Below are 14,932 nucleotides of genomic sequence, written 5' to 3' on the forward strand. Positions count from 1 at the left end.
GCGTTGGGCGACGATGATGGATACTGAAAATATATCAGCGTATCAGCGCCTATCATCAAACGAGGGGCTTAAAACAAGGTGTCTTCTGCTGTGTCTGTGGCATCATCATCAGCATAATCCACACTTTCCTCAGTTACTCCTGCCTCAGTTGCTTCCACATAATCATAACGCGCATAACGTGCTTTCTCTAACCTCTCTTTTTGCTGACGCTGTGCTGCAAGCCAAGCATTGCCATCGATAGCGACCGGTGCCTCTGCGCCAAAAGACTGTGCCAACAATGTCGCTAATGGGTGTTTATTAAAGCTGGCATTATCATAGCGCGTCTGATTCAAGACCGTGTTTTGTGAACCAAAAAAGTCACTGCCGATATTGGTTCGTTGCTGTTTTGCCAATAAATGGTCTGAGCCATCTAAATAATAGTAATTAATATGATTAAAAGAAATAGGACTCACCGCTTCTATCAGCTGTAGCAATCCGCCAACATCTGCACTTTGATAGCCTTTGTTATATAATTCCATCTTAGCAATCGCAGCTTTCAACACATGATCATCAGGATAGTTTTGTGGGTTTTGGTCAATATGCTTTTGCAGCGAGCGTGAGATGTTTTTAAATATTTTGCCTATCATCTCGCCGCTTTGACGACTGCCAAAATAGACTTTAACCGCCCTATCAGCGCCTACCTCTTTAGCAAACTCATCATCCCGTATATCTACAGCACTGAAATATTCTGGCTCTAATTCCGCCATACTGTTTTGTACGGCGTTAATGACCGCATCATAAATAACGCTTGGCGGTATTTGAGCAATAGAAGTAACCGCTTCAGGTAAACCAAAATTCACCGTATGGGTAGTCATTTGCTCGGGTAACGGCGTATGCTCAGGATTGGCTAGCGCCAAGATAGGCATCAATGCCGATGGATCGATCGTCGCTGCCCCTTTGTTAAAATCAAGAGCAAGCGGTAGTTGAATCGATGAATGGATGGTCGGCGCAACATAGTCGTAGCTGTAGACACTCTGTAGCTGCTTTTGTTTGGGCTTATAATGACTGACGCTATTGAGAGTCAGGTATTGATAATGGTAGGCATTCATTGCCTGAACTTGTTCAGGGGTACGGATAAACATATTGATAAGATTGGTCATTAACCCCGGATAAGCACGAACAGCGTTTTCATCTTGAATACCCTTTGCCGTTTTACTGGCTTGCATGTCTTCATAGTTACGTAACCAATCTTTTGATTTGACGCGACTTAAATTAGATAACAAACCACCAGCGTCGCTTTCGTATGGACTATCATCTCTCTGATTGCCGTATTCATTGTAGCCATTCTCGTCATAGCCCTCTGTATCGTAACCATACTTATCGTGACCATATTCATCATAACCTTCACTATCATAGCCATATTCGTCGTAGCCGTTTTGATCATAACCTTCCTCATCATAGCCATTTTGATCATAGCCATACTCATCGTAATGACGCTCTTCTTCGGCAGTGCGCGCAGCGACGGCGGCAGCCACCGCTTCAAAGGCAGAATCGCCACTATAAACCTGATCGTTATCCTCAATATCATTATAGCCGTCAATGTCTTCTTCGACCGCCGCCTCATCTGCTTCTGCTAGATTTTCATACTCATTAATATCTTCATCAGTAGCACTGTTATAAAGATACAGCTCGAGCAATGTTCTAAAAAAACTGCTTGAGCCAGCGTCAATACTATCGGCTTTAATATAGGGAGTTGAATGATAATTAGCCTGCGATACTGACACGTGCTCCGTCGCTAAATGCTGACGAATAGCGCTCAGTAGACGTGCCTTAGCTTGCACTTCTGGGTTTGGGCTTTTAGTTTGGTCAAATAAACGCTGATAACGTTCAGCATTCTTATCCAATTTGCTATTAAACATTTTGCCCTGAGTTTGGTTTTGCTGAGTATCAGCAATACTAAAATCTATGCCTGTCATGGATAAATTGGACTGTGATGATAAGCCTGTCGTCGTTTGACAACCCATTAACGTCACGGTGGCACTTACAGCAGTAAGCGTATAAAGCACGCAGACAGCAAACTTAGTAGAAGACTTTTTATAATTTGTGAATGATTGAGCTACCAAGCTTTGAAAATGAGGCAGCAAGGTGCGTTTAGAAGAGCTAAGCGATGACATAAAAATCCCTTTATCCAAGCTGACAAACAATTGTGAAGGCAGTATTAAGGCTGCTATTTATAACACAATATATTACAGATTAGTAACGCAAAGGAATTATTTTCAGCAAAAATGATAAGCTGCTTAGATAAATATTGAAGCGCTCTCAATTCTCTAAAAGCTAATGCATTGTTGTTATTGCAAAAATTAAAAAATCGCCATCAAATATGCTCTTTCTGTATACAAGGGTCTTTACCACAAGCAAATATGCGCTTTATAGTTTTCATTAATAATGTCTAAGCCTTTGGTACAATCTAAAATTTGACGATTGGTTTATTCATAATAACCTCTAGAGATTTTGCTAAAGTAAAGCTCATAACAAATTTTCGTTGTCATACAATGATGAATGTTTGCATTATTTTTAGTTGAAGCAATTTGTGTATTTCATGAATAGCAAGCACAATAAGACCTTATCTTCTTATCTACGTAAAAAGGAATTTACGATGCGCCAATCACTCTCAAAAATCCATCAAAACGTTCACGGTGATACTTCTCGTTATAAAACAAAAATCAAAACTGCTATCTTATTGATAAGCAGCACTCTATTAATTTCTGTCTCTGCTCACGCCGCAGAAACCAAACCTACGACCGCAAAAAATACCGTCAATCCAACCTCGATTAACACCAGTGCGATTAATTTAGCGATTATGGCTGATAATCCGACTGTATTGTCTGAAACTCAGCGCGTTACAAAATCGAAATCCTCTGCCCTAGCGCCCACTACCGCCACAGGCACAGCCGTCGTTAGTGGCAAGACAGCCAAAACCGATCAAGCTATCTACTCAGCTGACGCCATTTATCACCCTGTTTGGGCAAAAAACGGCATGGTCGCCACTCAAGAAGCCCTCGCCTCTGATATCGGCTTAAAGATTTTAAAAGATGGCGGTAATGCTGTTGATGCCGCTGTCGCCGTTGGCTTTGCCTTAGCCGTGACCTTACCGCGTGCGGGCAATATCGGGGGTGGCGGTTTTATGATGGTCTATGATGCCAAGCAAGGCAAAACGGTGGCGCTCGATTATCGCGAAAAAGCGCCCAGTAGCGCCTCACGTGATATGTATCTTGATAGCGATGGCAATGCCGTTAGTGACTTATCCCGTTATCATGGCTTGGCGGTTGGCGTGCCGGGCACCGTAGCAGGCTTACTAAAAGCCTTGGAAGATCATGGCACCATGAGTCGCGGGCAAGTCATGGCTCCAGCGATTGCACTGGCTGAAAACGGTATTGAAGTCACCGCTGGGTTGTCCGAATCGCTAGAAGCGTTAAGTGACCGTCTACAAAAATGGCAAAGTACCAAAAAGATATTTTTTAAACCCGACGGCAGTGCCTATCAACCCGGTGAGCTACTACGTCAACCGGAGCTGGCAAAATCTCTGAAACTGATTGCGGCAAAAGGTGCTGATGGATTTTATAAAGGCGAAACCGCGCGTAAATTGGTCAAAGCCGTCAATGAAGCAGGTGGCAATATGAGCTTGCAAGACTTAGCCAATTACAAGGCGATTGCTCGCGTGCCCGTTAAAGGCGATTATCGTGGTTATGAGATTGTCTCCATGCCGCCGCCCTCCTCTGGTGGTATCCATATCGTGCAGATTTTAAATATCTTAGAAGGCTATCCGCTAAAAGACTACGGTCAAAACAGCGCGCAAACCATTCACTTGATGAGCGAGGCCATGCAGTTAGCGTATGCCGATCGCGCAGAATATTTGGGTGATTCTGATTTTATTGACGTACCTGCCAGCGGCTTAACCTCACAAGCTTATGCCGATAAATTACGTGCATTAATTAATCCAAACAAAGCCACGCCAGCGGCAACCATCAAGGCGAATAATCCCTTACCATACGAGAGCGATCAAACCACGCATTTCTCTATCGTTGATAAAGATGGCAATGCCGTCGCCAATACTTATACGCTGAATTTTTCTTATGGCACAGGGCTTGTCGCTGAAGGGACAGGGATTTTGTTAAACAATGAGATGGATGATTTTTCTGCCAAACCCGGCGTGCCCAATGGTTATGGCTTAATCGGTGGCGATGCCAACGCAGTTGAGGCCAATAAACGCCCATTATCTTCAATGAGCCCGACTCTGGTATTCAAAGATAGCAAACCTTATATCGTTACTGGCAGCCCGGGTGGTAGCCGCATTATTACTACCGTCACGCAAGTCATCTCCAACGTCATTGACCATGATATGAATATTGCCGAAGCGACCCACGCACCGCGTATCCATGACCAATGGCTGCCCGATGAGATTCGTATCGAAAAAGCCTTAAATGTTGATACGATTAAAAAGCTAGAATCAATGGGACATAAAGTTAGCCCGCAGTCAGCCATGGGTTCAACCCAGTCGATTATGATAACGCCAAATGGTGTTTACGGCTCATCCGACCCGCGTATTGTTGATGCTGCAGTGGTGGGTTATTAAAATTTGATAGTTTGTTTTAAAAGTTAATCTTTTAAAAACGATTGCAAATAATGCCCTTCTCTAGCCTTTATCTTGCCCTCTATTCTTTATTCTTAACCCTATAGAGGGCATTTTTGGCTAAACTCATTAAAACTGTTTAATCCTGATTAAACTTGCTTTTTCTACCCTCGCTCTCTCTCTTATACGTTTGAATCGGTGGCTGTCTGCGCCAAATAATGCTATTATTGACGACCAGCTTTAAAAGCTCAAAATATCAATTTTCGCGTCCTAACACTTCTTAAAAAACCATAAGGCATTGATAATAAAAAATTTATTATCATACAGCTTATTCCCTTTTGATTGCACCAGTAAGAGTCTTCTATGGCATTTGTACACCTTGGCATCCACAGCGAATATTCCATTACCGATTCTATCGTGCGCATCAAGCCGCTGATTAAAGCGGCAGCGGCGGACGATCAGAGTGCGCTGGCATTGACTGATTTATCCAACCTTTATGCGACGGTGAAGTTTTATCGTGCTTGCTTAGGCGCGGGTATCAAGCCCATTATCGGCAGTGAAATCATTATGGATAATGAGGACACGCGCTTGGTGCTACTGGCGATGGACAATGAGGGTTATCAAAATATCACCCGCATTGTCTCCCTTGGCTTTACCGAGGGGCGCGCCGATGCTGCCAATCATGGGGTCCCAGTGGTTGAGCGTCGCCATGTTTTAGAGCACGCCGCTGGTGTCATTGTTTTATTTACCGAAAAATCCGATGTCGGTCAGGCATTGGTGAGTTCTATGCCAGAAAAAGCTGACGAGCTGCTGACAGAATGGCAAGTACAGTTTGATGATCGCTTGTATTTTGCTATTAAGCGCACTAATCGCTCGGGTGAAGACGCTTTTATAAAAGCGGCTATTCATGCCGGTGCCAAGCATCGTATTCCTATTATTGCTCACAACGATGTGCGTTTCTTAGAGCGAGATGATTTTGACGCCCACGAAGCGCGCGTTTGTATCGCAGGCTCTTATGTCCTTGCCGACCCCAATCGTCCACGGCTGTATTCAGATGAGCAGTATTTAAAAACCCAGCAGGAAATGACGGCACTGTTTGCCGATATTCCACAGGTCATTGCTAACACTTTACGCTTAGCCACGCGCTGTAATGTGACTTTGACCCTTGGCATTAATGTCCTGCCTGAATTTCCCGTGCCCGAAGGTGAAACGATTGAATCGTTTTTCCGCGCCGAATCAATACGCGGTCTTAATCATCGATTGGATAAGCTCTTTCCGATTGAAGCACGTACTGACAATTGGAGTGACTTTCGCCAAAAGTACGATGAGCGCTTAGAATATGAGCTTGAAGTGATCTTATCGATGGGCTTCCCCGGTTACTTCTTAATCGTCATGGACTTTATCCGCTGGGCAAAAGCCAACGGCGTACCGGTTGGACCCGGTCGTGGTTCTGGTGCTGGCTCTTTGGTCGCTTATGCGCTCAATATTACTGACCTCGACCCCATTCATTACGACTTGTTATTTGAGCGCTTCTTAAATCCTGAACGTGTTTCTATGCCTGACTTCGATATTGACTTTTGTATTGAAGGTCGTGACCGCGTGATTGATTATGTGGCACAAACCTATGGCCGTGAAGCGGTGTCGCAAATTATTACCTTTGGTACCATGGCAGCAAAAGCGGTGGTACGAGACGTGGCGCGGGTACAAAGCAAATCATACTTTTTGGCCAATAAAATCTCCAAATTGATTCCAAAAACCCCAGGAATTACGCTTAGCCAAGCACTTGAACAAGAGCCGCAGCTAAAAGACTTAATCTCCAACCCCGATAATATGGACTATGAAGATGCCATTGAGATTTGGGAAATGGCGATTAAACTCGAAGGCGTCTGTCGAAACGTTGGTAAGCATGCGGGTGGCGTCCTCATCGCTCCCCATAAAATTACTGACTTTAGCGCGATTTACTGTGATGACGAAGGTCACCGCGTCAGTCAGTTTGATAAAGACGACGTCGAAGCCGTTGGGCTGGTCAAGTTTGACTTTTTAGGTTTACGTAACTTAACGGTGATTAACGCCGCAGTAGAAAACATCAATCTGCGCCGCGCCCGCGAAGGCAAAGAAGCTCTAGTGTTAGAGGACTTGCCCTTAGATGACAAAAAAGCCTATAAGCTGCTGCAAGAAGCCAAAACCACGGCTGTCTTTCAGTTAGAAAGTATGGGTATGAAAAAATATCTATCAAAATTACAACCAACCAATATCGAAGACGTCATTGCCATGTGTGCGCTCTATCGTCCGGGTCCACTCGATGCAGGCATGGTTGAGATGTATATCGACCGTAAGCATGGCCGCGAGGAAGTCATCTATGACCATCCTAACCTTGAGCCAATTTTAGAAAATACCAACGGTGTTATTGTTTATCAAGAACAGGTGATGCAAATCTCGCAGGTTATGGCTGGTTACAGTTTGGGCGGCGCGGATATGCTACGCCGCGCCATGGGTAAGAAAAAACCTGAGGAAATGGCCAAACAGCGCGATATTTTTGTCACGGGTGCGACCGCGCAAGGCATCGATGAAGCGACATCGGGCGGCGTCTTTGACTTGATGGAAAAGTTCGCCGGTTACGGTTTTAACCGCTCGCATTCTGCTGCTTATGGCGTCCTTGCTTATCAGACTGCTTATCTAAAGCAGTACTACCCTGCCGAATTTATGGCGGCGGTACTGACCTCTGATATGAACAACACTGATAACGTGGTGTTCTTTATCAATGATTGCCGTGAAAATTTTGGTTTGACCGTCGTTAATCCATCGGTAAACCGTAGTGAGTGGCATTTTGTCGCCGATACGCCGACCAATATTATTTATGGCTTGGGTGCGATTAAAGGTGTTGGTGAAGGGGCGGTTGAGTCTATCGTTGAGGCGCGCCGACGTGAAGGACCGTTTAAAGATTTATACGACTTTTGCCGCCGCGTTGATATTAAAAAAGTCAATAAACGTACATTGGAAGCCTTAGTCAGTGCGGGCTGTTTTGATGATTTTGCCGCGACTTTACGACCAGACTTGCCAAGCGACGAAGCATACGAGATTCGCGGGGCGCTGATGAGTCAACTGCCAAGCGCCGTACAAGCTGCGGAACAAGACCGCCAAAACAATGAGCTTGGCATGATGGACTTGTTCGGTGAAATGGATGGCGTGGTCGCAGCGCCGCCACTGGTCATGACGCCAGAGCTGATTTGGGGTGATAAACACCGCCTGAAAGCGGAAAAAAATACCTTAGGTTTATACTTAACTGGACATCCTATCGATGAATATCGCGATGAGCTTAAACGTTATACCTCCGGCGCTCGCCTCGATAAGCTGGCAGACACGGGTTATAACGGTAGCTGCTACTTTGCAGGCTTGATTATCGATATCGCCAATTTCGGTACGCGTAACGTCATCACTTTAGACGATGGCACCTCACGTTTAGAAGTCAGCTGTTATGCCGAGCGCTTTAATCGTGTCAAAGAGCAGTTGAAGATTGACGAAGTTGTCGTCATTAAAGGCAGTATCCGTGAGCGTGACGGGCGCATTTTTGCCCGCCTTGATAATGCCATGAGTATGGTTGACGCGCGCCTGCGTTGGATGAAAAAAATTAGCATTAAAGTCCACGGTAGCGATATTAATCTGCTCACGCGTATGCAGCCTTTGCTAAAATCCGCTCAAGCAGACATCATACCAGCGCCGCGCTTGTCTTATAACGATGAGCAGGACGAGCAAGGTAATAATGGTGGCAGTGGTAACAGCGCTTATGACCCAGCGATGGGTGGCAGCTTATACGATGAAAACGGCAATGATTTATTAGCGTTAGAAAATGACATGCAGCAAGATGCGCTGCAAAACGGCGGCTATGCTAATAATGCCCTTAGCAACACCGATGCTTCTATTAATGATAACTGCTTGCCGCTTGGGCTGAGCATTTATGAAGAATACGGTATTGCCAATGTCGGGCTATCTGAGCATTGGCGCATCTACCCTAACGATGACAATTTACAGCAATTAAAGAGCATGGTTAATGAAGACAATTTACATTTTCATTATAGCTAATACTTTGATAGTAGCTAAGCTGAGCACTTTAACTTTTAAAATATTGGACACATGATTATGACTGAACATCCTAACAATACAAATACGCAAACTGATGACGAGATTATCAACGACGAACAGTTTGATGATATGCGTGAGTTGTTAGAAGAGGACTTTGTTGATTTGATACAAGTGTATTTTACTGACAGTCACGAGCGCATTGTCAAACTAAGACGCGCACAACAAGAGGATGATAACGCCAACGGTTATGAGCTTGCTCATGCGCTAAAAGGTGCCAGTGCCAATTTGGGCGCAACTCAGTTAACTCGCATTAGTAGCCAATTACAAGAAGCGTGCCGCGAGCGCCTTATTGGTAACCAAGCTGGATTAGTTGAAGACGTCGCCGTAGCATTACAACGGGTTGAACAAGAAATCAAACAAAGACTGGGGCTATAATGCGTAACGACTCTGCCTCATTATTATTAAATACAAGCTTAGCAAATTCAACCGCCCGCCATACGGTAAGCGATTATCTGTCTTGCTTACAAATCGTTATGGTCAATACCACTTTACCTGCCAATATTGGCTCAGCGGCGCGCGCCATGCACACCATGGGTCTATCGCGTCTGACCGTCGTTGACCCCAAGCTACCCATTGATGAAACCAGTGTTTCGCATGCGGCAGGCGGTAGTGAATTATTAACGTCAGCCACCATAACGCCGACGTTAGAATCGGCAATAGCGGATTGCCAACTGGTATTTGCGGCCAGCAGCCGTAGCCGTCACATGCCGCGTCCTGTGGTCACACCGACGCAAGCGGCCAAAATCATGTTTGACTTTATCGATAAGCAAACTGCGCTTAATTTAGCAAATAATAGTGAAAGCCCGCAAGCTATTAGCAAGCCCAACATCGCTATCTTATTTGGTCGTGAAGACCGAGGCTTAACCAACGAAGAGCTGGCGTACGCCGATTATCATATTCAAATCGATGCCAATCCCGCTTATCCGGTGCTCAATGTTGCCTCTGCCGTACAGGTCATTGCCAGCTTTATCTTTGCTGATGCGCAAACCCATGCTCAAAACCCTGATGAAAGCTTAGACGATGTAAACCCAGTTCAGCCCATATTAGACGTGCATTTACGTCAACAATGGGATGAACCGGCCATCACCCAGCAGCAACTACAACAGCTCATTCAGCGTACCACTGATTTGATGGTTCAGCGCGGCTTGGCCGACAGCGAACATTTGAAATCATTGCCAGCGCGACTGTCGCGACTTGGCTCACGCGTGCAGCTGGATCAAAAAGAATATCAGCTATTAAGCGCACTGATTGCTAAGCTTAGCAAACATTAGAAAAATGGTTTTGTCATTACGTTGTTAGCGCCATTTATCATTTATTTGCGGGACTTGTCTTTGAACAGATAGAAGCCTGAGCCACACAGATAAGACAACACTGTATTTTACAACTCAAAGCTGTTATAACTTTAAAAGATGTCATTGTGATTTTTCTGACACTATTTTCCCGACAGTATTTTTCTGACAATCGATAGGACGCTTTATGTCATTGCCAACCTCCTTGTTCAAATCGCTTGCCCGTATCAAAAAAGACCTACAAGAAGATGTCGAAGCGGTATTCAATCGCGACCCTGCTGCGCGTAATAGCCTAGAAGTCATCTTGACCTACCCTGGCATTCACGCCCTGATTTTACATCGCGGCGCGCATTGTCTTTGGCAAAATGAGCAAAAACTGGCGGCGCGCGCCGTCTCTTATGGCTCGCGTATCATCACTGGCATTGAGATTCATCCTGCCGCTAAAATCGGCAAGCGTTTTTTTATTGACCATGGCGTCGGCGTAGTGATTGGTGAAACGGCTGAGATTGGCAACGACGTTACCCTTTATCACGGCGTCACCCTTGGCGGCGTTTCATGGAATAATGGCAAACGTCATCCTACTTTAGAGGACGGAGTCATTGTCGGTGCTGGTGCCAAAGTATTAGGACCATTTACGGTTGGTAAAGGCGCTAAAATCGGCTCAAATGCGGTAGTAGTCAAACCTGTACCCGCAGGTGCAACGATGGTTGGTAGCGCCGCCCGTATGATTTCAGACCATCATGACGAAAAAGGCAATCCTATTACAACCAAAGTACAGGACGCCAAACAACAAGAAAAAGCCGCGCAAGCAGGTGCAACCGCCAACCAGCAAGAAAAAGACCCTACTTCTAACACTGCACGAGCGACAGCGTTTCAGGCTTATGGGATTGATCCTTCATCGCAAGACCCTGTGGCTGAAGCCTTTGCTAAAATGCTCGAACATATCCAGCAATCAGAAAATCGACTCGATCAACTACAAGCGGCCATGTGCAAGATAGACCCAAACTTTTGCAAAAAAGAATACGATAAACTGTGCTTAGAAGACTTAGATGTCATCGGTCGTGCTGATATGGATGCAGCTGGCACTAAGCAGAAATAAATTGCTCGCTAGCTTGGAGATTAAATAAAAAGAGACCAAACAACCTCTTTCTTATTTTAGCCAATTGAGAAATAGCACTTTAACGACTAGCTATCGTCAAAATATTCTAAAAACGCGACGGTATTGCTGATAGCAATTTTTTGTAGCCTCTGTCTGCGCAGGCACAGCAAGCAAGAAAAATGGATATCAGCAGTGCGTGATGTAACGATATTACTTTTTACTCACTATAGTTAACAGACAACATTTATAAAAATGACGAGTCAGGCTGGGTCAAAAACTCTATTTCTTCGCTACTCGACACCCGTCCTAAAATGTCATTACGATGCGGATAACGGCCAAATCGATCGATAATTACTTTGTGTTTGAGCTCAGCATCTATGGTGTCTGCATTGGTATATTGTTTAAATAACTTTTCTGCTTGCTGATGAATCAGTTTTGATTCACTGTGCATATAAGGCATCAATACAAACTTACGTTCATCCACCGTTTCAAGCGCCTCTAATGCTCCGGCAGCTACCGCCTCTTGCGCAAGTACAAGGCACATCGCATCTTGGGCAAAAGCCGCTGGCGTATTACGGTAAATATTGCGCGAGAACTGGTCTAATATAATAATTTCTGCTAAGCGCCCTTGTATGCTGCTACGCCACGTATAAAACTCTGCCGCCGCTGCTTGCTCAAGTATATCGCTGTAGCGCTCTATTAATAACTTATCAAACGCTAAGTCTTTTTCAAAAAACTTCTCACTACCTGCCTCATTAAAACAAAAATCCAATATATCGTTGTACATCGTTTTCTCACTATCATGATTTAAAGCTATGCTTTAAAAGCATTGTTTAAAAGATAAAATATGCAGTCAAGACTATATAACTGTTAATGAATATTTAGTCGTTTTGTCTTATACTCTTTTATTATTCATAATAAAAAAAGGCACTATCATTACGCGTTTACAAGACAAAGTTATCATCATCACGGGCGCAGCTCAAGGCATGGGCGAAACTCATGCGCGTTTATGTATGGCGGAGGGTGCTAAAGTCGTCTTGACCGACATCAATTCTGATAAAGGCGATGCCTTGGCCGCCGAACTTGGCGCTGATGCGCTATTTATCAAACATGATGTCACCAATGAAGATGATTGGGAACAAGTCGTTAAAGAAACACAGGTAAAATTTGGTCAAATCGATGTCTTAGTAAATAACGCGGGTATTACCACGCACAAATCTATCTTGGATACTTCTTTGGAAGACTATCGCAAGATTTTAGAGATTAACCAAGTATCGGTCTTTTTAGGCATGAAAGCAGTTATTCCAACGATGAAAGCCGCTAAGCAAGGCTCTATCATCAATATCTCATCGATTAACGGTTTGGTTGGCGGCGCTATCGGTTATACCGATTCTAAATTTGCGGTACGCGGTATGACCAAAGCGGCGGCATTAGAGTGCGTCCCTTATGGCATACGTGTGAACTCCATTCACCCAGGCGTCATCGCTACACCAATGATTATGCAAGGCGATACCAAAGATGCAGTTGAAGCTTTTGCCAAAACCATTCCGATGAGACGTGTGGCGCAGCCGGAAGAAGTCAGCGGTATGGTACTATTTTTAGCGTCAGATGAATCGAGCTACTCAACAGGTTCAGAATTTATTATTGATGGCGGTTTGACGGCGCAGTAAGGATTTTTGCGCTAAACCATATGAATTAGATAAAAGCTGGGTAGTACCCGGCTTTTGTTTTTAGATACTTGAAGGAAAATACTAAGGATTTAATAGCTTTGACTTATTCTTAATAACAGCTCAGCCACTGCATTTAACTTCTTTAAAGCCCACTCAAAATCAACTCTTCAACCCCTGCCCTTTCATGGGTCTTAAATGGATAACGATCTGCCATGATTATCCATTGCTCTGAATTTTTGACTATTTTTTTAGGCGCTAAATTATTACTTAGGCTATTTTTTCTATCGCCTAATTTTATTAGTAAAATATCGATATCCATAGCGACTTTTTTTATAGAGTTTTTTATTGATTCAGAGCAACGCTGTCTACCGCAATCACTCTCAATTTTTTTAAAAGTCTGCTGCAACTGCTGCAGGGTCATGGCAGAAGTAAGGGTTAAATAAACACACTGATTGGTATAGTCAGGTTTTGGTAGCTCAGGTGTCGCGGTAAAATCAGGATTTTGAAATGCCGTTGATAGCTGTATTTCACCTAAAGCCGTAAGCTGTTCTCGAGCGCGTGGTAAGTATTTCTCAGCTTGATAATTACTACCGAGGGCGAGCAGCACTGCCGATACAGAATGCGTTTGCAGCTGTTCAGGCGCGCACTGTTTTAAGTCTTCAAGATTCAAATCAGCCAATGCTCTATGTGTCATCAGATTAACTATCTTGGTTTACATTGGATTCGGCTGCTGATAAACCTTTGGCATAACGGGTGATCTGCACCCCAACCGCATCCGCTTGTTGAATAGCAGTTGGCTTGGCAACGCTGAGCGTTATTTTATGACAGTTATATTTTGCCAGTAGCTTATCAGCGATTTGACCAGCCAAATGCTCAAGCAGCTGCGCTTGAATGGCTTGGCACCATGCGCTCACATCATCGCAGACCGCTTTGTAATTGAGCGCATCATTAACATCGTCTGACACAGCCGCTTTATTAATATCCGTTTCAAGCGCTATGTCAATCAGGAGTGGCTGCGTAATAGCGCGCTCCCACTCATAGACACCAATCACCGCCTCTACTGTTAAGCCTTTGACAAATACCACATCAGATTCGGTATGAAACATGCACTCATCCTTATTTATTATGCTTTTATTTTAAAACAATTTTACAATAACGCCTCGTCGCGCAGGCGCGCAGCTTTTAACGCTTTACTCGGACGATGCCGCCATAGGTCAATACTGAATAATAATAACCCAAGCCAAATCAAACCAAATACCGCCAGACGATGTAAATCAAAAGGCTCGTTATAATAAAATACCGCTAAGAAGAAAATAAAGGTCGGGGTCAGATAATTCATAAAGCTTAGAATACTAAAAGCAACCATCTTAGTCGATTTATTAAACAGCAATAATGGTATCAGCGTAATCGGACCTGCCAGCATCAGCAGCCAAATGTTTGAGGTAAACCAAAAACTTAACTGACTACTCACCACGTCCGCTTGCCAAAACCACCATAAACAGATCGGTACTAACATGGTGGTTTCTACAAACATGGCATCGACCGCCGTGAGCGGTGTTTGGCGCTGGATGGTGCCGTAAGTACTAAAACTAAAGGCTAAAATCAGCGATATCCATGGCAGGCTACCAATCATAACGACTTGAATCAGCACGGACAATAGCGCAAAACCAATAGCTACCCATTGCAAGGGGCGCAAACGCTCTTTAAATAAAATCATCGAGAGCGCCACGCCGACCAATGGTCCGATAAAATACCCCAAACTGGCCTCAAGAATGCGGTCGTGGTTGACTGCCCATACATAAGTCAGCCAGTTGGTCGCAATAATCAACCCCGATATAAAAGAAAATGCTATCCATCTCGGGTTTTGCTTTAGCGTATCAATCCACTGCCAGCGCTTGGTCAGCACCAATACGATAAGCAAGCAGGCAAAGGTCCATATAATGCGATGGCCGATAATCTCGGTCGCATCATAAGCAGCGAGCTGCTTAAAGTATAACGGAAATGCACCCCAAATAAAGAACGCTGTTAGCGCGGTGGCAATACCGCGTCTGGTGGTTTGAATAGGAGCAACGGGTTTTTTGACAACATTTTGAGTGGCCATAAGACGATACAACTTTTTAGAGCA

At 44.4% G+C, this 14,932-nt stretch carries 11 protein-coding genes; 6 read left to right on the plus strand and 5 right to left on the minus strand.

Annotated elements, in window-relative coordinates; translation table 11 throughout:
* Positions 1 to 68: 68 nt before the first annotated feature.
* A complete protein-coding gene (locus ACPEGP_RS03470; protein WP_423813948.1) occupies positions 69 to 2,153 on the minus strand; it encodes a hypothetical protein in 2,085 nt (694 codons plus the stop codon).
* 482 nt (positions 2,154 to 2,635) lie between these two features.
* Between ACPEGP_RS03470 and ggt the strand changes: the two genes are divergently transcribed.
* The 5 genes from ggt to cysE all read left to right on the plus strand — a co-directional run bounded on the left by ggt (position 2,636) and on the right by cysE (position 11,137).
* Positions 2,636 to 4,612 (plus strand): gamma-glutamyltransferase, encoded by a 1,977-nt coding sequence (gene ggt, locus ACPEGP_RS03475; protein WP_423813949.1) that lies wholly within the window; start codon positions 2,636 to 2,638, stop codon positions 4,610 to 4,612.
* Positions 4,613 to 4,972: 360 nt separating this feature from the next.
* Positions 4,973 to 8,689: a DNA polymerase III subunit alpha gene (dnaE, locus tag ACPEGP_RS03480; RefSeq protein WP_423813950.1), complete on the plus strand. Its 3,717-nt coding sequence runs from the start codon at positions 4,973 to 4,975 to the stop codon at positions 8,687 to 8,689.
* A 57-nt stretch (positions 8,690 to 8,746) separates the two neighbouring features.
* Positions 8,747 to 9,124 carry an Hpt domain-containing protein gene (locus tag ACPEGP_RS03485; protein WP_423813951.1) on the plus strand — a complete coding sequence of 126 codons (378 nt, stop codon included), beginning with the start codon at positions 8,747 to 8,749 and terminating at the stop codon, positions 9,122 to 9,124.
* The gene (locus ACPEGP_RS03490; protein WP_423813952.1) at positions 9,124 to 10,020 is read left to right on the plus strand and encodes an RNA methyltransferase; all 897 of its coding nucleotides are present in this window, start codon (positions 9,124 to 9,126) and stop codon (positions 10,018 to 10,020) included. Before ACPEGP_RS03485 ends, ACPEGP_RS03490 begins: the two co-directional genes overlap by 1 nt.
* Before the next feature lie 244 nt (positions 10,021 to 10,264).
* Entirely contained in the window at positions 10,265 to 11,137 is an 873-nt protein-coding gene (gene cysE / locus ACPEGP_RS03495) for a serine O-acetyltransferase (RefSeq protein WP_423814238.1), read from the plus strand.
* Positions 11,138 to 11,381: 244 nt separating this feature from the next.
* Here cysE and ACPEGP_RS03500 read toward each other — a convergent pair whose 3' ends face one another.
* Entirely contained in the window at positions 11,382 to 11,924 is a 543-nt protein-coding gene (locus ACPEGP_RS03500; protein WP_423813953.1) for a DUF924 family protein, read from the minus strand.
* A gap of 103 nt (positions 11,925 to 12,027) precedes the next feature.
* Here ACPEGP_RS03500 and ACPEGP_RS03505 point away from each other — a divergent pair, with 103 nt between their 5' ends.
* Positions 12,028 to 12,807, plus strand: a complete 780-nt coding sequence (locus ACPEGP_RS03505; RefSeq protein ID WP_423813954.1) for a glucose 1-dehydrogenase — start codon at positions 12,028 to 12,030, stop codon at positions 12,805 to 12,807.
* Positions 12,808 to 12,949: 142 nt separating this feature from the next.
* Here the strand turns inward: ACPEGP_RS03505 and ACPEGP_RS03510 are convergent, their stop codons facing one another.
* Genes ACPEGP_RS03510 through rarD form a run of 3 tightly spaced genes read right to left on the minus strand, consistent with a single transcriptional unit; the run spans position 12,950 to position 14,908 of the window.
* Positions 12,950 to 13,501 (minus strand): 2-amino-4-hydroxy-6-hydroxymethyldihydropteridine diphosphokinase, encoded by a 552-nt coding sequence (locus ACPEGP_RS03510; protein ID WP_423813955.1) that lies wholly within the window; start codon positions 13,499 to 13,501, stop codon positions 12,950 to 12,952.
* A gap of 4 nt (positions 13,502 to 13,505) precedes the next feature.
* Positions 13,506 to 13,913 (minus strand): dihydroneopterin aldolase, encoded by a 408-nt coding sequence (gene folB, locus ACPEGP_RS03515; RefSeq protein WP_423813956.1) that lies wholly within the window; start codon positions 13,911 to 13,913, stop codon positions 13,506 to 13,508.
* Between the two features lie 41 nt (positions 13,914 to 13,954).
* Positions 13,955 to 14,908 carry an EamA family transporter RarD gene (gene rarD / locus ACPEGP_RS03520; protein ID WP_423813957.1) on the minus strand — a complete coding sequence of 318 codons (954 nt, stop codon included), beginning with the start codon at positions 14,906 to 14,908 and terminating at the stop codon, positions 13,955 to 13,957.
* Between the last annotated feature and the right edge of the window lie 24 nt (positions 14,909 to 14,932).

This window comes from Psychrobacter sp. 219-2-C (genome assembly GCF_049560815.1).
Classification (GTDB): Bacteria; Pseudomonadota; Gammaproteobacteria; order Pseudomonadales; family Moraxellaceae; genus Psychrobacter; species Psychrobacter faecalis.